Source organism: Flavobacterium sp. Root901, assembly GCF_001429765.1.
GTDB lineage: Bacteria > Bacteroidota > Bacteroidia > Flavobacteriales > Flavobacteriaceae > Flavobacterium.
Genome location: NZ_LMJB01000005.1, coordinates 458,168 through 480,999, shown reverse-complemented (window position 1 = coordinate 480,999; position 22,832 = coordinate 458,168). Strand labels below are relative to the sequence as shown.

Below are 22,832 nucleotides of genomic sequence, written 5' to 3'. Positions count from 1 at the left end.
AATTTTAAATATTTTGTTAATTCTGAAATTTCAAAGCTGTTATTTCTTTAGATTTGAATCACTAAAAACAAACTTTAATACTATGAAAAAACTTTTTGTGACCGGTCTGTTGATTTTTAGCGCATTGAATGTCATTGGTCAAGCCAAAAATCAAATAAAATTTACAGCCAAAATTGAGAATAGAAACAGTGATACCTTAGTTATTAAAGGAAGAAATAATTTTAAACAAGTTATTCCAATTGATAAAAAAGGAGTTTTTACTGCCGCTTTTGAAGCTCCAAAAGGATTTTATATGTTTTCTGACGGTACAGAATCTTCTAATCTTTATTTAAAACCAGATTCTGATGTTAATTTAACGATGAATGCAAAAGAATTTGATGAGACTATTTTATATAAAGGTAAAGGTGTAAATGAAAGCAACTTTTTGGCACAGCAGGCTTTAAAAGACGAAAAATTTCAAAATGAAGCATTTGCTAAAGAGTCAGCAGAATTTTTGGCACTTTTGGAAACAAAGAAAAAGACAGATCTTGAAAACTTAGAAAAAGGCGACTTTGATCCGGAATTTAAAACGGCGCTAAAAACCAGTTTTGAAAGTTTTAGCCAATATGCGTATCAGGAATATGAAAGAACTGCCAGCGCAAAAAAAATGGTTGGAAAAACTTCTCCTCAATTTGATTATGAAAACTTTAAAGGCGGAAAAACCAAACTTGCCGATTTAAAAGGAAAATACGTTTATATTGATCTTTGGGCAACTTGGTGTGCACCTTGCAGAGCCGAAATTCCTTATTTGCAAAAGATTGAAGAAAAATATCACGGAAAAAATATTGAGTTTGTGAGTATTTCTATTGATAAAGCGAAAGACAATGAAAAATGGAAAAAATTTGTAACCGATAAAAATTTAGGAGGTGTACAACTATTTGCAGATAAAGATTGGGAATCAGAGTTTGTTGTAAATTATGGTGTTACCGGAATTCCGAGATTTATTTTAATTGATCCAAAAGGAAATATTTTAAATTCAGATGCTGAAAGACCTTCTTCTCCAGAGCTTCAAAAGCAGTTAGATGCATTATTGAACTAAATTATTGACAAAATTTATAACGTTATCGTAATTTTAGTTATTGACTAAAATCCCAGTAAAACCAATGCCTTAGCGTTGGTTTTGTTGTTTTTGGGAAATTTCCAATGTTAAGTTTTTATTCAATGTTACCAAATTGTTAAGCAAAAGTTTTTTTAATGTAAACATTTGATTATATTTGGTAATGATTTCTTAACATTAATACCTAAAGATATGAAAAAGAGTGTAATTTTAGCAGCGGTTTTGTTCTCTGGAATATTAGCTGCACAAGAAGTAAAACCGGAATTGGAAGCAGTTGGAAACAAAGTAAAAGCTACCTATTATTATGAAAATGGTAAAGTGCAGCAAGAAGGCTTTTTTAAGGATGGGAAATTAGACGGTGTCTGGGTATCATATGATGAAAGTGGAAATAAAAAATCCGTGGGAGAATATGCAGACGGAGTAAAAACCGGAAAATGGATTTACTTTAATGAAAATAGTTTAAGTGAAGTTGCTTACGTTGATAATAAAGTAAGTTCAGTTAAAAACTTACAGAAAAATGCTTTAGCAAACAGAAACTAATTTAGTTTCGAAAAATTATAAAAAAACCGCTTTATAAAAGCGGTTTTTTTATTTCTTCTTTTTTGACTTTTTCTTTCTTCCAAACCAAATTAAAAAACCAGTTACAGGTAATGCAGCAGCAATTAAACTAATTGTAAAAGCGACAATCTTTCCGGGCAAATCCAGAATTTGTCCGGTATGGATTCCATAATTCATTTCGACAACCTTGAGACCTAAACTTTTAGAATGATAAGGATCGCTTTGAATAAGTTTTCCATCACCCGGATGAAAATAGTAATTGCTCTGATGATCATAACGCAATGTATGCGGATAAGCTCCTGTATTGATAACGTCACCTTTTTGTTGTGGAAATAAAACAAAAAACATTTCAGCTTTTGGCTGTAATTTCATTGTTTGAATAAAAGCGCGATCAACAGCCATTATGGAGTTTGAATTGTATTTGGCGGTGTCGATTACAGGTGCTTTTGTTTCTGCAGCCTTATCTCCGCCAAAATTAAAAGTTTTGTAAATTCCGTCGCCAACCCATTCATAGGTAAAAGTTAAACCTGTTATGGCAAGAACAAGTGCAATTAAGGCAATATAAAATCCGGAAGTATTGTGCCAGTCATAATTTACCCGACGCCATTTGGCATTCCATTTAATGGTAAAACTTCTTTTAATATCGCTTTTGCGTTTGGGCCACCACTGAATAATTCCTGAAATTAATAAAACAATAAAAATAATAGTTGCAGCGCCAATAATATGTTTTCCTATATAATCCGGAAGGAGTAAATACAAATGAATGTATTCGACAATAATAAAAAAATCAGTTTTAGGATTTTCTGTTTTTAAATATTTTCCTGTGTATGGATTAAAATAAAGGTATAAATTTTCTGTATCTGAATAATTAAAAACAATTGCCGAACGGTTTTTTCCATAATAGGAAACCATTGATTGTTTGTATTTTGGGAGAATTTCTTTTGCTTTTTCCTGTAATAACGAAGGCATTAAAAATGGTTTGTTTTGTGGTTCTACAAAACGCCATTCTTTTCGGGTAACGTCCTTTATTTCATCATGAAAACAAAACACACAACCGGTAATACAAACTATAAAAACAATAAGCCCGGAAATTAACCCGAGCCATTTATGTAGAAAACGTATTTTCTTTTTAAATCCCATTTTTTGATTAAAAACGTAAATGTATACGCAAAATTTATAAGTGACAAGTTATTATAAATATTTTGTGAGATTCAAAAAAACACATTTGTAAATAGAAACATATTTCTTTTTAAGAAACTTTTTTAGTTTTTAAATGAAAAGCAGTATATAATGTTATTGAAGCCAAAACAATCCAGAAAACGTCGATAAAAAAGATTTGAACTTTGTTTTGCATAAATGAAGTCCAGAACCAATTGCCGGAAATGATTCCGTTTGTAATTGGAATTAAAAATCCAAGAATGCTTCCGGAAATTAAACAAAATTTATTTGTAAAAGCATCATTCTTTTTAATGATAAAGAAAATGGTGAGCAGCAGCCATCCGCCAAAATATAAACTAAATAAATTCGTCTGGCTCAACGGATAAAATATTTTTACACCAATAAAAGAAAGAGCTGTAATTGGATACATACTTAAACAAATCGCCAGATAAATATGAACTACAGCAGCATTAAAACGTCTTTTCTTTTCTGGTAAATTGTTTTTTTGTCTCGCTGTTAACCAAATCATAACTCCTGAAATGATAACAAAACAAGTTATAATTCCCAAAATAAAACTTACTATTTTAAGCGCATAGCCGCCATAATCTCCAAAATGAATTCGGTATAAAACATTCTTTACAATATCAATATAACCGTTTTGGGTAACAGGATTTTTGCGGGCAATTTCTTTCCCATCAGAAATGCGGTAAACTACTTTTCCTATTCCGGTAAATTTTTTGTCGTTCAATAACTCGCCTTCGACTAAAACGTGCATATTAGCATCGCCATAATTTTGAATAAAAACGCGTGTAATTTCAAAATCAGACCAATTGTTTTTTGCTTTAGAAACGAGCTGGTTGATGTCAAAAGATGCTGTTAGTTTTTTGTTTTCAAACTTATAATCGGGATCGTTATATTCTAATTCCTTATATAATTTGCTTTCATCACCTTTGTATAATGCCATTACGGCGGGTGCTACAATTAAAAGTTTTATCATGAAAAATGCACCGGTTACGGCATAAACAAACTGAAATGGAAGCCCGATCATTCCTAATGCCGTATGTGCATCTGTCCATAATGTTTTTAATTTTTCCTTTGGACGGAAAACATAAAAATTAGAAACTATTTTTTTCCAATGCAGTAAAAGTCCGGTTACAATTGCAAAAAGGAAAAATAAAGCTGTAAATCCAGAAAGATAATATCCAACCGGATATGGAATTTGAGCAAGAAAATGCAGACGATATAAAAATTCTCCCAATGAATAAGATTCTTCATAAGTGTAGGGTTTAAAATTTTTATTGTCCAGATAGAAAAACGATTCTTCTTTTTGTTTGGCCGGCGCCAATGTGTCTTTGGTTCCTTCCATATAAACCGCAACCCTGTTTTCAACAGATGGTTTTGATATGGTAATATTTCTTCCGTGTAAAATGTATTTTTTGTCAATATTTTCTAAGGCATTGTTATAATCTAATTGAATCTCTTTTGTGACAGCAGTAGATTCACTTCTTTCCCAATTGACAATTTCATCTCTAAAAAAAGAAAAAGAGCCTGCAAAGAAAATTACAAAAAGCACCACACTTATCACAATTCCGCTAACGGTATGGGTATGAAAATAAATATTATAATGACGGTTATTCATAATTATTATGCGGTAGGATTATAAGTTTGACCAAGATAAATAAGAAGGGAAAAAAACAATGAAAGAAGAATATATATTCCCCAGATTTTCAGTCCGCTTTTTGCCAGAAATGCAAGAACCATTAAAATAACCCAAAGAATAAATCCGCTAAAAGCCATTGTCATTAAAACTTCAGGTCTGTAAAACCAGGAAGCCAAGGCTAAATGAAAAGTAACAGAAACAAAGTAACCGCCTAAAATAGCGGCTGTAATTTTGGCAAAACGCGGCCAAAATGCAGGAGTTAAATATTTTGGATTTGCTGGCATTTATTGAGTGTATTTAGTTGTAATATAATTCTAATAAAGCAGCAATAATTAAAATGGCCAGAAGCGCTTTACTGTTTATTTTTTTTAAAGGTGTAAGAATGATAATTAAGCTCCCAATTGCCATTAGCTGAATAAAAAACATTAAAGTACCACAACCTAATGACTGCGTAAAAAGCCACATTGTGTAAGCAATTACAAGAAGCAGCAGTCCTGTGATTTTGGTTTGCTTTGGATTTTTCTGCATCCATTTTTCAAAACCTAAATCATAAGATAATGCGGCTCTTTTTGAGGTATAATATAAAGTGTAAAAAGCTAAAAAAACGATAAGGCTTGCTATTGTTATCATAATCTTAAAAATTTAAAAACACCTTTCTATAGCAATAAAAAGGTGTTGTATGTTTATATATTAGAATCTGTAAGTGAAACTTGCTGCAAAAGTTCTAGGATCTTTTGGATGTATGGTTGACCATCCGTCATAGATTTCCTTGTTTGCGATGTTGTTTAGTTTTAGCGTTATACCAAATCTTTCAGTATTATAAAATAAAGAAGAATTAAGTACAGTATATTCAGGAATTGTAAATGTTCCCGAAACAGATCTGTTCATTATTTTGTTGTCTCCAACATAATTTCCTCCAAAACCTAAACCAAAACCTCTTAACAAACCTTCAGTAAATTTGTAGCTTGCCCAAAGGTTGGCTAAGTTATATGCACCCGCACTTTCCGGTCTGAAACCAACAAAATCGGCATCTCCTCTGGTTAATGTTGCATCATTATAGCTATATCCTAAAATGATGTTTAGTCCGTTTACAGGATTTGCAATAAATTCTGCTTCAAAACCTTTATTGTGCTGACCGCCGTCCTGATAATAGGTTGCGTCAGTTGCATTTGGTCTTACACTATAAACCTGATCTGTAACTTTGATATCATAGTAACTTAAAGTAGCATAAAGTTTGTCTTTGAAGATGTTAAGTTTGGTACCAACTTCAAATTGATTAGCATGTTCCGGATCAAAAGTTTTTGGAGTTCTTGTTGTTCCAACAACATTTTCTCCCGGAGCAACATTTGTAAATCCGTTCATGTAGTTGGCAAAAATAGAAACCTGATCTATAACTGGCTGATAAACTAAACCAAATTTAGGCGACAATGCATTTTGATTGTAATTGTCAGCATCTGTAGAAGTATCTCCGCCGTTTAAAAAACGATCTGCACGCAAACTTACCATTGCAGATAAAGCAGGGGTAATATTAATTACATCTGAAAAATAAGCACTGATTACTTCTTGCTTAGTTTTACTGTTATTTCTTGGGCTGTCACCCACAATTGCATCAGAACCAACTTTTGTTAAATCTCCGGTATCGCCATTAGTTTGTGCGCCTACCATATTATTAAATGACTGTAAGTCATCTCCAATATAAACGTATCCATTGCCAAAATAGCCGCTTCCATGATCCGTTGCAGTTCTTTTGAAATAATCAAAACCAACAACCAGCCTGTTTCTTAAACTTCCGATTTTAAAATCACCAATAAAATTTTGCTGGATATCTGTTGTAATATTTCTATTGTCCTGATAGGTAAAATATCTTGCAAGAACAATTCCGTCTGTGATAGAAGTGCTGCTTGTTCCTTCATATAAATAAGCATAATTTCCTGTTGATTTTGCCGAACTTGTAGAGAAAACAGTTTGAGAAGTCCATTGATCAGAAATCTTATAATTCATTTGAGTCTGGATATTATAAGAAGGAGTTTTGATCGTTAATTCGTTACTGGTATAAGAACGTTTGTTATCATATTTTAATTCATTAATGTTATGAACTCTTAAAGGGTTTGCTCTGTCTAAGAATAACATTGTTGGATTTGTAGTTTCATTGCTCATGAACTCGGTTAAAACTAAAAACGATAATCTGTCATTAACATTATAAGATAAAGACGGAGCAACAAAAAATGATTCTCTAAAACCGGCATCCTGAAAACTGTTTTGTTTGTTATAGGCTGAGTTTATTCTGAAATTCAATGTTTTTTTATCGTTTAAAGGTGTATTTAAATCTGCTGTTACACGATTTAAACCATAACTCCCAACAGTATAATTAACCTCTCCTCCAAAAGTTTTATAAGGTCTTTTAGTTGTTGTATTGATTAAACCACCATAAGAAATCAGGCTGCTTCCAAACAAAGTTCCTGATGGTCCTTTTATAATTTCAATTCTATCAATGTTTGCAGGATCTAAACTTCCGTTTGTTAAACCTGGTAAGCCATTTACGATAGTGGGTTGTACAGCAAATCCTCGAAGAGAATAATAACCGGCTCCATCTCCGCCGCGGCCTGTTGCAGCCCAAAGCTGTGTAATTCCAGGCGCATTTTTTAACGCGTCATCAAAGTTAGTAACAACCTGCTCTTTTAAAACTTCTCCGGTAATTGTAGTGTAAACTTGTGGATTTTCAAGATTTTTAAGAGGCAGTCTTGATACTTGCTGAGTTTCTTTGCGAGCATAATGATTTGTTTTGCCTCCATTGATTACAACTTCTGACAATTCTTCAGAATTTGCGTTTAAAGTAAAGTTTTCTGTTAAATCTTGTCCTTCATTAACAGTAATCTTTTTTTCAATTGTTGTAATTCCAACTCCCGAAACTTTAATGGTATAAGTTCCCGGTTTAATATTCTTTAATAAATAATTACCTCCCTCATTTGTCGTTGTTCCGTATTTTGTTCCTTTTAAAACGACAGAAATGCTTTCGGCTGATTCGTTATTATTTAAAGTTATTTGACCCTTTAGTGAAGCTTTTTCTTGTGCGAATAATGTACTGGCGGCTAATAAGAAAAAACAAAAGCTCAAAAAGAAAAGAGTGGATTTGGATTTCATTTTTATTTAGAATTAATTTTAATAGTGCAAATGTATGTTTTGAAAGCACAAAAAACAAGTTGTTTTTATTTATTCTAAATAAAATATTTTTAAAAAGGTAAAATTTACATTTTTTTAAAAAATTAACAGTATACGCAGTATTTATATTGTTTTTGGAACAAAAAAAACCTGCTCAAATGAATGAACAGGTTTTTGTATGTATTGAAAAATATTCTGATTACAATTCTAAAGCACGTTTAGCATCGCCATTCATTAATAGTTCTAATGGGTTTTCTAAAGCTTCTTTTACTGCCACTAAGAAACCAACAGACTCACGTCCGTCGATAATTCTGTGGTCATAAGAAAGTGCAACATACATCATTGGGTGAATTTCCACTTTTCCGTTTACAGCAATAGGACGCTCAATAATATTGTGCATTCCTAAAATTCCTGATTGAGGAGGGTTGATAATTGGAGTACTTAACATACTTCCAAAAACACCACCGTTTGTGATTGTAAAAGTTCCTCCGGTCATGTCGTCAACTGTAATTTGACCATCACGGGCTCTTAAAGCCAATCTTTTGATTTCAGCTTCAATTCCGCGGAAAGTTAACAATTCAGCATTACGAACAACTGGAACCATTAATCCTTTTGGTCCGGAAACTGCGATAGAGATATCAGCAAAATCATAAGCGATTTTATAATCACCATCCATCATTGAGTTTACATCCGGATATAATTGTAAAGCTCTTGTAACTGCTTTTGTAAAGAATGACATGAAACCTAATCCTAAACCGCCATGTTTCGCTTTGAAAGCATCTTTGTATTCGTTACGGATTTGGTTAATTGGTGTCATGTTTACTTCGTTGAAAGTAGTAAGCATAGCTGTTTCATTTTTAGCTGAAACCAGTCTTTCTGCTACTTTACGACGTAACATAGATAATTTTGTACGCTCAGTTCCACGGCTTCCGCCAGTTGGAGTTCCCATAGAAGGTACTGCATTTACAGCATCATCTTTAGTAATTCTTCCTCCTTTACCAGTTCCTGAAACTGTAGCCGGAGCAATATTTTTTTCGTCTAATATTTTTCTCGCTGCAGGAGATGGGGTTCCGGCTGCATAGCTTGTTGCTGCTGCTGCTGCTGGTGCTTCTGCTTTAGGAGCTTCAGCTTTTACTTCAGCCTTTGGAGCCTCAGCTTTTGGTGCTTCAGTTTTAGGGGCTTCTGCTGCTGGAGCAGATCCTGCTGGTTTTGCGGCATCTGTATCGATTAAACAAACGACAGCACCTACTGCAACTGTATCACCTTCTTCAGCTTTTAGTGTAATTACACCGCTCATTTCAGCAGGTAATTCAAGAGTAGCTTTATCTGAATCAACTTCAGCAATAGCCTGATCTTTTTCTACATAATCTCCGTCTTTTACTAACCAAGTTGCAATTTCAACTTCTTTTATTGATTCCCCTGGTGATGGGACTTTCATTTCTAAAATCATCTTGTTTTTGTTTAAAGTTTAGTTAGTTTCAAATTTCAGGCTTTGTCAAACCTGAAACCTGAAACCTGAAACAATTTTTTTATTATCTGAATAAATTTTTATCGAATACCATTCTAATTGCATCTGCGTGACGACGTTTTGCACGTGTATAACTTCCGGATGCCGGAGCAGCGTAAGCTTTTAATGAAGCTAATCTCCATTTTACAAGATCAAAGTTCATCAGCATAAAGCTGTAAGCCCCCATGTTTTTAGGTTCTTCCTGAGCCCAGACATAATCATCTGCATTTGGATATTGCGCGATAATTGCTTTTAACTGCTCAACTGGTAATGGGAACAATTGTTCGATACGAACAACTGCAACATCATTTCTTCCGTTGTTTTCTCTTTCTGCAACGATGTCATAGTAGAATTTACCAGTAACAAAAACTAAAGTTTTTACTTTCTTTTTATCTACTGTATTGTCATCAATTGTTTCCTGAAAACTTCCGTTTGCCAACTCTTCAATTGTAGATACACATCTTGGATCACGTAATAAACTTTTTGGAGAGAAAACTATTAAAGGTTTACGGAAATTAGTTTTCATTTGTCTTCTTAGCAAGTGGAAGAAGTTTGCCGGAGTTGTACAATCGGCAACATACATGTTTTGTCTTGCACAAAGTTGTAGGTAACGCTCCATTCTTGCAGAAGAGTGTTCTGCACCTTGTCCTTCATATCCGTGAGGTAATAATAAAACAATACCATTTTGGTTGTTCCATTTATCTTCTCCGCACGAAATATACTGGTCAATCATAATTTGCGCTCCGTTAGAGAAATCTCCAAATTGTGCTTCCCAGATTGTCAGTGTTTTCGGGTTTGCCAAAGCATATCCATAATCAAATCCTAAAACTCCATACTCAGATAAAAGAGAATTGTAGGCATTAAAGTTTCCTTTTTTACCTTCTAAATTGTTGATCAAAACAACTTCTTCTTCAGAATCTTCTACTTTTACAACTGCATGACGGTGAGAGAAAGTTCCTCTTTCAACATCCTGACCAGAAATACGAACATCGTAACCTTCTAATAATAAAGATCCGTAAGCTAAATGCTCAGCCATTCCCCAATCTAATAAATTGGTTTCGAAGAACATTGTTTTTCTGTCGTTGATTAATTTCTGGATTTTGCTGATGAATTTTTTGTCTTCCGGTAAGTTAGAAATAGCATTTGCAACAGCAGTTAAACCTTCTTTAGAGAAAGTTGTATCTACTTTTTGAAGCATTTGCGTGTCCGTAACCTGAACAAATCCATCCCATTCATTTTTCATGAATGGAGTAATAATAGTCAAATCTTTTTTACGTGAAGCTTCTAAGTTTTCTTCAAGTGCAGATTTGTATTCTTTTTCTAAACCATTAACATAAGAAGCATCAATTACGCCTTCAGAAAGTAATTTCTCAGCATAAATGTCTCTTGGGTTTTTATGTTTAGCAATGATTTTATATAAAACTGGCTGCGTAAAACGAGGTTCGTCACCTTCGTTGTGACCGTATTTTCTATAACCTAAAAGGTCAATAAATACGTCACGTCCAAACTGCATTCTGTAGTCTAATGCAAAAGAAACCGCATGTACAACAGCTTCAGCGTCATCAGCATTTACGTGTAATACTGGAGAAAGTGTAACTTTTGCAACGTCTGTACAATAAGTTGATGAACGAGCATCTAAATAATTTGTTGTAAATCCAACCTGATTGTTAATTACAATATGAATTGTCCCTCCGGTTTTGTAACCATCAAGCTGTGCCATTTGGATAATCTCGTAAAGAATACCTTGTCCTGCAATTGCAGCATCACCGTGAACAGCGATTGGTAACACTTTAGAGAAATCGTCAGCGTAATATTTATCTTGTTTTGCTCTTGTAATACCTTCAATAACAGCTCCAACAGTTTCTAAATGAGAAGGGTTTGGTGCTAAATTGATGTTGATGCTTTTTCCTGATCTTGTTTTTTTGTCGGCAGTAAGGCCTAAGTGGTATTTTACGTCACCGTCAAAATATTCCTGATCGTAATCTTTACCGTCAAACTCACCAAAAATATCCTGAGTAGATTTTCCGAAGATGTTTGCCAAAACATTCAGACGACCACGGTGAGCCATTCCCATTACAAATTGTTCAACACCTTTTTCTGCAGCCTGCTCGATCAAAGCATCTAAAGCCGGGATGATAGATTCTCCACCTTCTAACGAGAAACGTTTTTGACCCACATATTTAGTGTGTAAAAAGTTTTCGAAAGAAACAGCTTCATTTAATTTATTTAAGATTGTTTTCTTTTCTTCTGTAGAGAAATTAGGCTGATTAACATTTACAGCCAGTTTTTCCTGAATCCATTTTACAACGCCAGGATTTCTGATGTACATATATTCAATCCCAATATGCTGGCAGTAAATAGCTTTTAGGCGATTTACAATCGCTTCTAAAGAAGAAGGAGGTATTCCAATTGTTTGTGCAGCATCAAAAACAGTTGAAAGGTCAGCTGCAGATAATCCGAAATTCTCAATATCTAAAGTTGGAGAAGACTGTCTGCGGTCACGAACCGGATTTGTTTTTGTAAACAAATGTCCGCGTGTACGGTATCCATCAATTAATTTTAGAACGTTAAATTCTTTTTGCAGTTTTTCTGAAACCTGACTGTAATCTGTGTTTGGGCTAGTCACATACTCAACAATCGTCTGCACTGGATTTTCGTCATTATAAGTCGTTTGTCCAAAGTCAAAACCTTGAAAGAAACTTCTCCAGCTAGGCTCAACGCTGTCTGGGTTAACTAAATATTGATCGTATAATTGTGCAAAAAATTCGGTATGCGCTGCATTTAAAAATGAAAACCTATCCATAATATTAGTGAATATACTTTTTGTTAAATAGAATGGCAAAAGTACAACAATCGCCTTTATTTAAATCTTTTTTTTACGTACTTTTACGTAAAAATTTGTTAAAATAAACGTTAACTATGAATAAAAAACAATTTTCAATCGATTGCAGATCTTTTTTTGTGATTTTGACAGTCTTATTCTCAAGTTACGCAAATGCGCAGCAAACGTATATTATTGATAACAAAAATCATTTTTGGGATAAAGTACAATTTGGAGGCGGTCTGGGTTTAGGAATTGGTTCCGGTTATACCGATATCTCAGTCATGCCAAGTGCCATTTATAATGTTAACGAAATTGTATCTTTTGGTGTTGGTTTACAATTTGGTTATTTATCTTCTAAAAATTATTATGAATCGTATGTGTACGGCGGAAGCTTAATCACGCTGGTAAACCCAATTCCGGAAGTTCAGTTGTCTGCAGAGTTAGAGCAGGTAAGAGTCGATACACGATATGAATCTAACATAAACAGACCGGCTTTTTCTGATGCTTATTGGAATACAGCCCTATATCTCGGAGCTGGTTACAGAACCGGAAATGTAACAATTGGCGCACGTTACGATGTTTTATATAATCCTGATAAAAGTCTTTATGGTTCTGGATTTATGCCTTTTGTTCGTGTTTATTTCTAAGTGGCTAAGTTTTTAAAACCCTCAAAGTGAAAAAATATATTTTTATACTTATTGTTATTATAATTTCGAGTTGTAAAAATTCAAATAAAGCAGAAGCAGCAGATAAAAAAGTTGTAAAAAAAGAGCTGCGACCTTTTTTTGATTCTGATAAAATCGATCATTATTTTGTGAATTACACTCTTGAAAGCATAATTGATTTTAATGGGAAAAGTAAAAAATCAAAAAAACATCAAGAGTTTGAAGATTTATTTATGGGATATTTTCCTGATAGTATTCCGAAAAAAGATTTTGAAAAAACTTTAATAAGCCACAACTATCAGAAGTCTAAATTGTCTGACAAACAGCAAAAAGAGATCGAAGATATATTTAGTGAAAAAGATTCTCTGCAAATGAATGCATATGCATGCGTTCCTGAGTATCGCGACATTTTTATTTTTAAAAAGAAGCAAAAGATAATTGGAATAGCAAAGATTTGTTTTAAATGCGGGCGTTTCCAAATTATAGGTAGTAAAATAGATGTTCAATATTTTGGACTTTGGACGGAATTGGATAAATTAAAAAAAATCGTAAGACCAGAAAGGTATAGTAATTTGGAAACAGACTAATTCTCTATTTATAGTGATTACGAAACCAAACCTTCTGCCATTCTCTTTTTAAAATTAAAAAGGCAACCTGTTCGGCCAGAATTACAAAATCAGAACCATCAAGACTTTTTATTTCATTTTCCGGAACATCAATAATGTATAGCAGATTCAAATATTCAGCAAATTTATACTGAATCATTCGGTAGATTTTTTCGTGAAGCTGGATTTTTAATTCCTCGGGTGAAATGCTTAACGGGAAATCAATTCCTTCATTTGCCAGATTAAAATCTTTATTAATCTGCTCAATCAAACTTAAATATAAATTTTCTCTTTCGGCATCAGCCAATAAAAAATCGGTATTTTCAGGAATCGGAAACATTGATGCTCTTTAAGAATTGAGGCAAAGTTAAAACTAAAAAATCATTTTACAGTCGATTCCCGTTCTATGATTCTTGTTGGAAGTTCTATAATTTGATGCTCAACGGTTCGGTGTTCTTTTATATCTGCAATTTCATCAATTAAAATAGATACAGCAGTGTGTCCCATTTCAAATCCTGGCTGATCTATTGTCGTTAATTTAGGAGAAATTACGGTGCTCATAAACCAGTTGCTAAAGCCAAAAACCGCCACCTGATCCGGTGTTTTAATTCCTGCTTCATTAAAATATTTTATAATCCCGATAGCAACCAAATCTGTAATTGCAAAAATAGCATCGATATCCGGATGTTCGTTCATGATTTTTTGGGCATTTTCATAGCCATCTTCAAAATCAGTATTGTTATCGCAAACGTAAACCAATTTCGAATCGTACTCTATTCCGTGAGCTTCGAGCGCGCGTTTATAACCTAAAAAACGATCAATAGAATTTTGAGGAACATAGGAACCTCTAAAATGGGCGATCTTTTTATAGCCTTTATTAATGAGATAGGAGACAGCATCAAAAGCAGCTTTAGCATCATTAATAACCACTTTAGAGCAGTCGACTCTTTTGGCAATTTTATCAAACAAAACAACAGGCGTATTTTTCCGGATCGCTTCATTAATGTGTGAGAAATCATCTGTTTCGTTTGAAAGTGACATCAAAACGCCGTCAACCCGCTTTTGAATCAGCAAAGCAAGCTGTTTTTTCTCCATCTCATATTTTTCATTTGATTGAAGAATGATAACGAGATAACCTCTCTTTTCAGCTTCTTCTAAAATTCCGTTTAAAACACTCGAAAAAAAATGATGTACCGTTGCGGGAATAATAACACCAATAGTTTTAGTTTCGTTGGTCCTTAAATTAACCGCAACAGAATTAGGCATATAGTTCATCGTTTCGGCCATTTCAATAACTTTGGCGCGTGTCGATTTACTAATGTCTGTATATCCTTTTAATGCCTTTGAAACCGTTGTTACCGAAATTCCCAAGGCCGAGGCTATATCTATTAACTTTGTATCATTCATGAAATAAATGTAGTAAAAAATAAACTGCATTGATAAAAAATTAACTTCCGAAAACGTTTTAGGTCATTTCGAAAACGTTTTCGGTTTAGAATTCTTAAATTGTGTTTAATTAGTGTTTTAAGTTTACAGTATAAATGAAAAATTTACTAACTAAACCAAAAAATCATGAAACAGAAACATTCTTATTTAGGTATATTATTTTTGATAATATGCTTAATTACTGTTCCAAATAATTTATTTGCACAGGCAAAAAATACGGTGTCTGGAAAAGTATTAGACGAGACCGGACAATCAATTCCAGGAGCAAATGTATCTTTAAAAGACACGGGAAAAAATACGATAACAGATGAAAACGGACATTATGTTTTTACGGATGTTATTGCTGGAAATTATATTGTGGAAGCGACAAATGTGGGGTACAAAACATACAGTAAAGCAATTTCAGTAAAAGAAGGAGAATCTGTTACGACAGATTTACTTTTAGAAACAGAATCACAAAGTTTAAAAGAAGTGGTCGTAACGGGTTCTTCTGCTCCAAGATCAAAATTAGAATCGAGTGTTGCGATTACCACAATGGGAGCAAAAGCAATCGAAGACAGAGCGCCATCAAGTACGGCGGCTTTATTGCAGACAATACCGGGATTTGTGGTAGAAGCGTCTGGAGGAGAAATTGGAAACAACCTCTTTGCAAGAGGAATTCCGTCTGCAGGAGCTTATGAATATGTACAGATTCAGGAAGACGGATTACCGGTTTTTGAAGATGGCGCATTGCAGTTTGCCAACGCCGATACTTTTTACAGACTTGATGAAACAGTCAGCAAAATGGAAGCCGTTCGTGGAGGTTCTGCCTCAATTTTTGCAAATAATGCTCCGGGGGGAATCATCAACTTTATTTCAAAAACGGGTCAGAATGATTTTCAGGGAAGAGCAAAATTCACGACTTCAGATTACGGAATGTTTAGAACTGACCTTAATTTATCTGGTGCATTAATTCAGGATAAATTATTTTTTAATGTCGGCGGATTTTACAGAGCTGATAACGGTGTAAGAAATACCGGTTTTACAGCTAATAAAGGCGGACAAATAAAAGGAAATCTTACCTATAAATTTGATGACAACGATTATTTAAGAGTTAACTTCAAACATCTTGATGACAGAAATACATTCTACCTGCCAATTCCTTTAAAAAGCAATAACGGAAAAATTGAAGGTATCGACGGATTTAATCCAAATTACGGAACATTAACATCAGTTAATTTCAGTCACTTAAATGTTCCTCAATACGGAGGCGGAACTTTCAGTGCAGATTTAGAAGATGGTTCGCATCCTGTTATTAACTCGATTGGAGCTGAATTTAAAAAGAAAATATCTGAAAAAGTTACTTTCAAAAATGCTTTCAAACAAACAAGTATCGATTTAAATTACAATGCTATTTTTCCAAACGGCGGACCATGGACACAAGATGCGTATGCAACAGGGGTTCAAAACACAACAGCCGGAAATTTGACTTACAGTTATGTAGACAATGGAGCAGCGCTTGATCCAAATGCTTTGATTATGAGGGCAGATCTTTGGCATATCGAGAAAAAGATGAACAATTTTGCGAATAATTTCTCTTTTTCTTTTGACTTAGATCCTGTGAAACTAACGGCCGGTTACTATTATTCTAACTGGAAATCGAACCAATACTGGAACTGGAATTCTTATTTAGTAAGTGTTTCAGACAATCCAAGATTATTAAATGTAACCGATAATACAACCGGAGTTGAGCATACGTGGAATGGTGTAGAAAGAATTACATGGCTTGAAAGAGACGCACAAACAAAAGGTCTTTTGAATGATATTTACGCCGACGCAGAAATTAAGGCTACAGATAATTTGACTTTCAACGCAGGTTTAAGATACAACAAAGATAAATATTCAGGCTACAGAGACAATGCCAGATTTTTCGCTGAAAACTTAGGAATTTTAGACAACAATACGGCTGATGATGCAGTAACAACTGTAAAAGGAAATCCGTACACATATTGGAGATATGACGTAAGCGAATGGTCGTATACTGCGGCTGGAAATTACAAATTCAACGATAATATGGCTTCCTATGTTCGTTACAGTCATGGTTTTAGATCTCCAATTGAAGAATCGTTTTATGATAATGCAGCCGATTTAAGCAAATTGGAGAATACAGAAGTAAATCAGTTCGAATTAGGTTATAAATATTCAGGTTCTTTCTTCTCAGTAAATGCGAATTTATTTCACATGAATTTAAAAAATGTTGCTTTCACGGATATTTTATCTGATGGTTCTTCAGAAAATAAATTTGCCGACGTAAACAACATTGGTCTTGAAGTAGAAACAAATGCGAGATATGAATTTCTAAAACTGAATTTTACATTCACGGTTCAAAAACCGGAATACGACAACTTTACAGGAACAAATGCCGACGGTTCGACTTTTGATTTTAACGGAAATACAGCACGAAGAATTCCTAAATTTTTCTGCAACTTAAGACCGGAAGTAGATATTACAAAAGATTTTACAGCTTACGTTCAGTTTTCGTATTACGATAAAAAATACACCAATCAGGATAATAAACAGGTTTTACCGGCTTATAAAGAAGTTGGAGCAGGTTTAAATTACACCTATAATAATCTTCGTTTTGCAGTCGATGCTTCGAATTTATTCAACGAAATTGGTTTAACAGAAGGAGATCCAAGACAAACAACATCTGCAGCAAGCGATGTATTTATGGCAAGACCTATTTTAGGGCGTGCTTTCAGATTTTCTGTAGCGATTAATTTCTAAATTTATACATACGGTATCGTAGAGGCGCACTGCTGTGCGTCTCCGTACCGTAACCACAAAGAATAAATGTAGTTTGTAAAAGATATTAAACACATAGAAACATAGATTTTATCGTTTAAAAAAAGAGAGAAAAAGAAACTAGTTTTCACACATAGCTATGTGAATTAATGCAAGTGAAACGCCTTTTGAGTTCAATCTAAGCTATGTTTGTATCTGTTAAATTTCTCCATTCTAACCACAATGCACTGACAAACAAAATAAAAAAATGAAAAACATAGGAATTAAAATCTCACTTTATCTCAATTATTTTGTTTTCGCTATTTTATTGAACAGCGTAGGAATTGTGATTTTAAAATCGCAGAAAAATTATGGAGTCGATGAGGTTCAGGCAAGTATTTTAGAAGCTTTTAAAGACATGCCCATTGCTATTGTATCTTTTTTTATAGCTTCTTTCCTGCCCAGAATAGGCTATAGAAAAGCGATGTTAACAGGTTTGGCGTTAGTCACTCTGGCCTGTATTTCTATGTATTTTGGAAATTCTTTTGATAATGCTAAAATCCTTTTTGCAACCGTTGGAGTCTCATTTGCCCTGATAAAAGTTTCGGTTTATTCGTTGATAGGAACGGTGACTGAAACCAAAAAAGAACACAACGCTTTAATGAGCAGCATTGAAGGTTTTTTTATGGTAGGAATTGCGCTTGCCTACTTTTTATTTCCTGCTTTTAATAACGAAAACGATCCCAATTCATGGTTAAATGTCTATTGGTTATTAGCTGGATTATCGTTTTTGTCTTTTCTCTTTCTGCTGTTTATAAAGTTCGAAGAAGCCGAAGTCGCAGCAGGCGTAAATCTTAAAGATGATTTTCTGCAGATGTTCAAATTAATGGCAAAGCTGCTAACAGTTATTTTTGTCATCAGTGTATTTTTATTTGTAATGATCGAGCAGGGAATTCTTTCCTGGCTGCCTACATTCAATACAAAAGTGCTCCATCTTCCGGAAAATATCAGTATCATGATGGCCAGCATTTTGGCCGTTTCATTGGCCGTTGGAAGACTTATTGCAGGTATTATAACCAAAAAAGTAAATTGGATTTGGGTTTTAAGTTTCTGTATCATTTCAGCCATGCTTTTGGTCACATTTGTACTTCCAAAAACAGTTGGGTTAGAAGTAAAAAACATCAATACACTTTCGGATATTCCTTTAATTGGTTTTGCATTTCCATTAATCGGATTATTTATTGCGCCAATTTATCCGCTTTTAAATTCGATTGTATTAAGCGCGCTGCCTAAAAACCTGCAAAGTTCGATGACAGGATTAATTGTTATTTTTTCTGCTCTTGGCGGGACTTTGGGTTCCAGAATTACAGGCTGGCTTTTTAAAAATGAAGGTCCTGAAAAAGCTTTTTATTTTACCCTGATCCCAATGACCTTATTATTGATCTCTTTTTTTATTCTTAAAAAAATAACGGCAAAAGATGAAATTTAAATTACATATAACCCAAACCATCGAAAAATTATTGGCTCAGGAAGATACTGACGGCGATAAAAAAATCACGATTGATGATAATGGTCCAAAACGATTTTTGCTGCAGGATGATAACGGAAATTCAGCCGTGATTGAAGGCACATATCAGCTTTCGAATTTATTGCAGGAACTCGCTTTGTCTAAAAAAAACAATACCGAATTTGCAGAAATAGATTTAAATGAAATTACGGAAGATCCTGTAAAAAGAATTTCCAGAAAAATAAAAGACCTGTATTGGAAAGGTCTTACCCGAACAATCGATGCCATTGGTGTTAAGAAAATTCTGGAAGACGATAAAATTGAAAATGAATCTGCCTATTTATACGTGCCTTTTGGCGACGAAATTGTTTTTGATTATTTCAAGAAATTAGAAGCTGCCACGCCAAAATTAAAAGTAGTGCAAATGCCTAAAAACATTACGCCGGAATATGTTTTATCATTAAACAAAAAACCGGGAATTCTGGCTTTGGCACTTCAAATTAAAAACAACGAAATATCCGGAGTTCCGTTTGTAGTTCCGGGTGGAAGATTCAATGAAATGTACGGCTGGGACAGTTATTTTATTGCCAAAGGACTTTTGATTGATGACAAGCTTGATCTTGCTCTTGGCATTGCAGAAAACTTTAAATATCAAATCGATCATTACGGAAAAATTCTGAATGCCAATCGAAGTTATTATTTAACCCGCACACAGCCACCGCTTTATACATCATTAATTATAGATGTTTTAGAAAAGTCAAATCCTGATATTTTTTGGATAGAAAGACATTTAAAAACCGCTATAAAAGAGTACCAAACCGTTTGGATGGAAGAAGGAAAAAGACTTACTGCAAATGGCTTAAATCGCTATAAAGCAGAAGGAATTGGACTTCCTTTTGAAGTTGAAGAAGGACATTTTGATGATATCCTCGAACAATTTGCACCAAAATATAACCTGTCGACACGTGAATTTGAAAAGAAATATCTGGAAAGGGAAGTAGTAGATGAAGAACTTGACAAGTATTTTATTCACGATCGAAGTATGCGCGAAAGCGGACACGATACAACCAACAGATTAGTTGGAATTTGTGCTAATTTAAATACAGTTGCGATCAATAGTCTGCTTTATAAATACGAAACTGATATCGCTTTTTTGATTCAGAAATATTTTAAAAATGAATTTCAATATTTTGAAGATAAATCTTTTTCAAGTGATTACTGGCTCATAAAAGCATCTTCCCGAAAAGATAAAATAAACAAATTGTTGTGGAATTCTGAAAACGGAATTTATTTTGATTATGATTTTGTGAATGAAAAGCAGCATTTTTTTGAAGCTGCGACAACTTTTTATCCGCTCTGGGCGAAAATAAGTACACCTGAACAAGCAGAAATTCTGGTAAAAAAAACACTTCCGAAGTTTAAAATGAAAGGCGGAATTGCCGGAAGTACCAAAGAATCGATTGCCGGTGTTGATGAAAATTCTCCAATTCGACAATGGGATTATCCGTTTGGCTGGGCGCCGCATCAAATGCTATTGTGGGAGGGTCTGCTAAATTATAATTTTAATGAAGAAGCGCAGGAAATGATCTACAGATGGCTTTGGCTGATTACGAGAAACGCAGTTGATTACAACGGAACAATTCCCGAAAAGTTTGATTTATCGATAAGTTCGCATAAAATTTTCGCAGAATACGGGAACGTAGGAACTGAATTTAATTACATAACAGAAGAAGGTTTTGGTTGGATGAACGCTTCCTATCAATTCGGTTTGACGATTTTAAAAGAGGATTTAAAACAAAAATTATCAGCTCTTGTTGATCCTGATGATTTGTTTTAATAAAGGGCTTTGACTTCGCTTAGCCTGAAAGTCAGTTTATACCACAAAGAATTATTAAGCTGAGCGAAATTGAGCCCGTCCTTTAAGAAAAAACAACCCCGACATTTTTAAAAACCTGTCGTCGGGTTTATTATGTTGAAGATTTTTGAATCTCCGAATTTTTTAATAAAAATTAATTAGCGTAATTAGTGAAATTCGTGGCAAAAAATCTTTTATAATCCTTTTAATCTGTGGTAAAAAAACTAAACCTTTCTTCCCATTAAATTTTCACCAAAAGTTCTAAGAATATTTTTCTTTACAGCGTTAATATTCATTTTTTCCAAAGTTTCAAAAGCTTTAAAAGTATACATTTCAATCGCTTCCTGAGTTGCTTTTGAAGCTCCGGATTCATTAAAAATAGTTTTTGCAGTTTCTATTTTTTCGAAGTTATCTTCTAATTCTATACTGAATAATTGCTGTAATTCTGAAGCTTTTTCTTGAGATGAAAATTCTACAGCTTTTAAATATAAATAAGTTTTTTTGTTTTCAATAATATCCCCTCCCACTTGTTTTCCAAAAGTTTCCGGATCACCAAAAGCATCCAGATAATCATCCTGAAGCTGGAAAGCTAATCCTAAGTTTAGTCCAAAATCATAAATAGCATCACTTTCTTTTTCTGAAGTTTTGGCAACAATAGCACCCATTTTCATAGCCGCAGCAACCAGAACAGCAGTTTTATACTCAATCATTTTCAGGTATTCCTGAATCGAAACGTCATTTCTTTTTTCAAAATCAACATCCAATTGCTGTCCTTCACAAACTTCAAGAGCGGTCTTGCTGAAAAGTTTAGCCAAATCTCTAAAAACACCGGGTTCATATTTCTCAAAATATTGATAAGCTAAAATCAACATAGTGTCACCCGAAAGGATTCCGGTATTTAAGTTCCACTTTTCATGAACAGTAACCTGTCCTCTTCGCAAAGGAGCATCATCCATAATATCATCATGTACAAGTGAGAAATTGTGGAAAACTTCAACCGCCATTGCAGCCGGAAGAGCCTCTTTGTAATCAGTGTCAAAGACTTCTGCAGCCATTAAAGTTAATACAGGACGCATACGTTTTCCGCCAAGTCCTAAAATATATTCAATAGGTTCATAAAGATTTTTGGGTTCTTTACGTATGTCTTGCTTTTTTAAATATTCAATAAAAAAATCCTGGTACTGACTTATATCGTGCATAAAATGAAATTCTGATTTATGAGGCTCAAAGATACGATTCATAATGAATTATTTCTTTCTTAAAATTAAAAGAAAGTTTCCTTTTAAAATTGTCATTAAATCAATTAATTCTTAGAATGTTAAATTATTTTAAAAAAAACTCGGAAACTTTTTTGGTGTTTAAAGTTTCCTTTCTATATTTGCGCCGTTAAATGGAAACTCAGAACACTAAAAAAGTTTCCGAAAGAGTTTGAATAATTTATAAACTCATTAAAAATTAGATATTTATGAAAACAACATGGACTCTGGATTCTACACAATCAGACGTTTTAATAAAAATGAGACATTCTATAATTGCTTATTTAGGAGGAACGACAAATAAATTTGACGGTTATGTGAACATAGAAGACAATGAAATTGAAGATGCATCGGTTGAATTTTCATTGGATATTAATAATAAAAAAGAAAGCTTTCAGCAAATTGATACTAATCTGCAGCTTCAGGATTTCTTTGATGTAGACGAGCATCCTATTATTAGCTTTAAATCGACTTCTTTCCAAAAGATAAATAACAACATTAATTTCTTTAAAGGAGATTTAACCATAAAAGACGTTACGAGAGTTGTAGAACTTGATGCAGAATTTATTGGTGTTAACACTTATAACGGAGAGAAAAAAGTTGCTTTTGAAATTAAAGGAGATATAAAACGCCAGGATTTTGGTTTAGACTATAATTCTTTTCATCATAATGGAGGGCTGGCTCTTGGAAAAGATATCAAGCTTATTGCTAATTTAGAATTCAGCATATAAATCTTACATAATGAATAATTTAATGTAAAATTATTACAAATA

At 33.7% G+C, this 22,832-nt stretch carries 18 protein-coding genes; 8 read left to right on the top strand and 10 right to left on the bottom strand.

All coding sequences use genetic code 11. From position 1 onward, the window contains the following. The first annotated feature begins 82 nt into the window (after positions 1-82). Together ASE21_RS05780 and ASE21_RS05775 are read left to right on the top strand one after the other, a co-directional pair. Positions 83-1,078: a TlpA family protein disulfide reductase gene (locus tag ASE21_RS05780; RefSeq protein WP_057121618.1), complete on the top strand. Its 996-nt coding sequence runs from the start codon at positions 83-85 to the stop codon at positions 1,076-1,078. Between the two features lie 210 nt (positions 1,079-1,288). After that, on the top strand, positions 1,289-1,636 hold the full coding sequence (locus tag ASE21_RS05775; protein WP_057121617.1) for a toxin-antitoxin system YwqK family antitoxin: 348 nt from the start codon (positions 1,289-1,291) through the stop codon (positions 1,634-1,636). Positions 1,637-1,684: 48 nt separating this feature from the next. Here ASE21_RS05775 and ASE21_RS05770 read toward each other — a convergent pair whose 3' ends face one another. The 7 genes from ASE21_RS05770 to ASE21_RS05740 form a co-directional block, all read right to left on the bottom strand. Next, a complete protein-coding gene (locus ASE21_RS05770; RefSeq protein ID WP_057121616.1) occupies positions 1,685-2,794 on the bottom strand; it encodes a PepSY-associated TM helix domain-containing protein in 1,110 nt (369 codons plus the stop codon). 109 nt (positions 2,795-2,903) lie between these two features. Continuing rightward, positions 2,904-4,451 carry a PepSY-associated TM helix domain-containing protein gene (locus tag ASE21_RS05765; protein WP_057121615.1) on the bottom strand — a complete coding sequence of 516 codons (1,548 nt, stop codon included), beginning with the start codon at positions 4,449-4,451 and terminating at the stop codon, positions 2,904-2,906. A 5-nt stretch (positions 4,452-4,456) separates the two neighbouring features. Further along, a complete protein-coding gene (locus ASE21_RS05760) occupies positions 4,457-4,756 on the bottom strand; it encodes a hypothetical protein (protein WP_057121614.1) in 300 nt (99 codons plus the stop codon). 13 nt (positions 4,757-4,769) lie between these two features. Next, the gene (locus tag ASE21_RS05755) at positions 4,770-5,102 is read right to left on the bottom strand and encodes a hypothetical protein (RefSeq protein WP_057121613.1); all 333 of its coding nucleotides are present in this window, start codon (positions 5,100-5,102) and stop codon (positions 4,770-4,772) included. 60 nt (positions 5,103-5,162) lie between these two features. Next, positions 5,163-7,613, bottom strand: coding sequence for a TonB-dependent receptor (locus ASE21_RS05750; RefSeq protein ID WP_057121612.1), 2,451 nt, complete (start codon positions 7,611-7,613; stop codon positions 5,163-5,165). Positions 7,614-7,830: 217 nt separating this feature from the next. After that, positions 7,831-9,081, bottom strand: coding sequence for a 2-oxoglutarate dehydrogenase complex dihydrolipoyllysine-residue succinyltransferase (gene odhB, locus ASE21_RS05745; RefSeq protein ID WP_057121611.1), 1,251 nt, complete (start codon positions 9,079-9,081; stop codon positions 7,831-7,833). Positions 9,082-9,163: 82 nt separating this feature from the next. After that, positions 9,164-11,941 (bottom strand): 2-oxoglutarate dehydrogenase E1 component, encoded by a 2,778-nt coding sequence (locus ASE21_RS05740; RefSeq protein ID WP_057121610.1) that lies wholly within the window; start codon positions 11,939-11,941, stop codon positions 9,164-9,166. Positions 11,942-12,057: 116 nt separating this feature from the next. Between ASE21_RS05740 and ASE21_RS05735 the strand changes: the two genes are divergently transcribed. Next, positions 12,058-12,609 carry a hypothetical protein gene (locus ASE21_RS05735; RefSeq protein ID WP_057121609.1) on the top strand — a complete coding sequence of 184 codons (552 nt, stop codon included), beginning with the start codon at positions 12,058-12,060 and terminating at the stop codon, positions 12,607-12,609. Positions 12,610-12,635: 26 nt separating this feature from the next. Continuing rightward, positions 12,636-13,214 carry a hypothetical protein gene (locus ASE21_RS05730; protein ID WP_057121608.1) on the top strand — a complete coding sequence of 193 codons (579 nt, stop codon included), beginning with the start codon at positions 12,636-12,638 and terminating at the stop codon, positions 13,212-13,214. 4 nt (positions 13,215-13,218) lie between these two features. Here the strand turns inward: ASE21_RS05730 and ASE21_RS05725 are convergent, their stop codons facing one another. Further along, a complete protein-coding gene (locus ASE21_RS05725; RefSeq protein WP_057121607.1) occupies positions 13,219-13,572 on the bottom strand; it encodes a hypothetical protein in 354 nt (117 codons plus the stop codon). A 41-nt stretch (positions 13,573-13,613) separates the two neighbouring features. After that, positions 13,614-14,639, bottom strand: a complete 1,026-nt coding sequence (locus tag ASE21_RS05720) for a LacI family DNA-binding transcriptional regulator (protein ID WP_057121606.1) — start codon at positions 14,637-14,639, stop codon at positions 13,614-13,616. A gap of 165 nt (positions 14,640-14,804) precedes the next feature. Here ASE21_RS05720 and ASE21_RS05715 point away from each other — a divergent pair, with 165 nt between their 5' ends. The 3 genes from ASE21_RS05715 to ASE21_RS05705 all read left to right on the top strand — a co-directional run bounded on the left by ASE21_RS05715 (position 14,805) and on the right by ASE21_RS05705 (position 20,785). Next, positions 14,805-17,444, top strand: a complete 2,640-nt coding sequence (locus ASE21_RS05715) for a TonB-dependent receptor (protein ID WP_057121605.1) — start codon at positions 14,805-14,807, stop codon at positions 17,442-17,444. 265 nt (positions 17,445-17,709) lie between these two features. Then, positions 17,710-18,930: an MFS transporter gene (locus ASE21_RS05710; protein ID WP_057121604.1), complete on the top strand. Its 1,221-nt coding sequence runs from the start codon at positions 17,710-17,712 to the stop codon at positions 18,928-18,930. After that, positions 18,920-20,785, top strand: coding sequence for a trehalase family glycosidase (locus ASE21_RS05705; protein ID WP_057121603.1), 1,866 nt, complete (start codon positions 18,920-18,922; stop codon positions 20,783-20,785). Before ASE21_RS05710 ends, ASE21_RS05705 begins: the two co-directional genes overlap by 11 nt. A 242-nt stretch (positions 20,786-21,027) precedes the next feature. On the opposite strand, the gene ASE21_RS05700 is transcribed toward ASE21_RS05705, so the two are convergent. Beyond that, positions 21,028-22,002, bottom strand: coding sequence for a polyprenyl synthetase family protein (locus ASE21_RS05700; RefSeq protein WP_057121602.1), 975 nt, complete (start codon positions 22,000-22,002; stop codon positions 21,028-21,030). A 266-nt stretch (positions 22,003-22,268) separates the two neighbouring features. Here ASE21_RS05700 and ASE21_RS05695 point away from each other — a divergent pair, with 266 nt between their 5' ends. Next, positions 22,269-22,790: a YceI family protein gene (locus ASE21_RS05695; protein ID WP_057121601.1), complete on the top strand. Its 522-nt coding sequence runs from the start codon at positions 22,269-22,271 to the stop codon at positions 22,788-22,790. Positions 22,791-22,832: the final 42 nt, after the last annotated feature.

Coding starts and splice junctions, on each gene's coding strand:
- ASE21_RS05780 (WP_057121618.1), top strand. CDS start 83: ATGAAAAAACTTTTTGTGACCGGTCTGTTGATTTTTAGCGCATTGAAT.
- ASE21_RS05775 (WP_057121617.1), top strand. CDS start 1,289: ATGAAAAAGAGTGTAATTTTAGCAGCGGTTTTGTTCTCTGGAATATTA.
- ASE21_RS05770 (WP_057121616.1), bottom strand. CDS start 2,794: ATGGGATTTAAAAAGAAAATACGTTTTCTACATAAATGGCTCGGGTTA.
- ASE21_RS05765 (WP_057121615.1), bottom strand. CDS start 4,451: ATGAATAACCGTCATTATAATATTTATTTTCATACCCATACCGTTAGC.
- ASE21_RS05760 (WP_057121614.1), bottom strand. CDS start 4,756: ATGCCAGCAAATCCAAAATATTTAACTCCTGCATTTTGGCCGCGTTTT.
- ASE21_RS05755 (WP_057121613.1), bottom strand. CDS start 5,102: ATGATAACAATAGCAAGCCTTATCGTTTTTTTAGCTTTTTACACTTTA.
- ASE21_RS05750 (WP_057121612.1), bottom strand. CDS start 7,613: ATGAAATCCAAATCCACTCTTTTCTTTTTGAGCTTTTGTTTTTTCTTA.
- odhB (WP_057121611.1), bottom strand. CDS start 9,081: ATGATTTTAGAAATGAAAGTCCCATCACCAGGGGAATCAATAAAAGAA.
- ASE21_RS05740 (WP_057121610.1), bottom strand. CDS start 11,941: ATGGATAGGTTTTCATTTTTAAATGCAGCGCATACCGAATTTTTTGCA.
- ASE21_RS05735 (WP_057121609.1), top strand. CDS start 12,058: ATGAATAAAAAACAATTTTCAATCGATTGCAGATCTTTTTTTGTGATT.
- ASE21_RS05725 (WP_057121607.1), bottom strand. CDS start 13,572: ATGTTTCCGATTCCTGAAAATACCGATTTTTTATTGGCTGATGCCGAA.
- ASE21_RS05720 (WP_057121606.1), bottom strand. CDS start 14,639: ATGAATGATACAAAGTTAATAGATATAGCCTCGGCCTTGGGAATTTCG.
- ASE21_RS05715 (WP_057121605.1), top strand. CDS start 14,805: ATGAAACAGAAACATTCTTATTTAGGTATATTATTTTTGATAATATGC.
- ASE21_RS05710 (WP_057121604.1), top strand. CDS start 17,710: ATGAAAAACATAGGAATTAAAATCTCACTTTATCTCAATTATTTTGTT.
- ASE21_RS05705 (WP_057121603.1), top strand. CDS start 18,920: ATGAAATTTAAATTACATATAACCCAAACCATCGAAAAATTATTGGCT.
- ASE21_RS05700 (WP_057121602.1), bottom strand. CDS start 22,002: ATGCACGATATAAGTCAGTACCAGGATTTTTTTATTGAATATTTAAAA.
- ASE21_RS05695 (WP_057121601.1), top strand. CDS start 22,269: ATGAAAACAACATGGACTCTGGATTCTACACAATCAGACGTTTTAATA.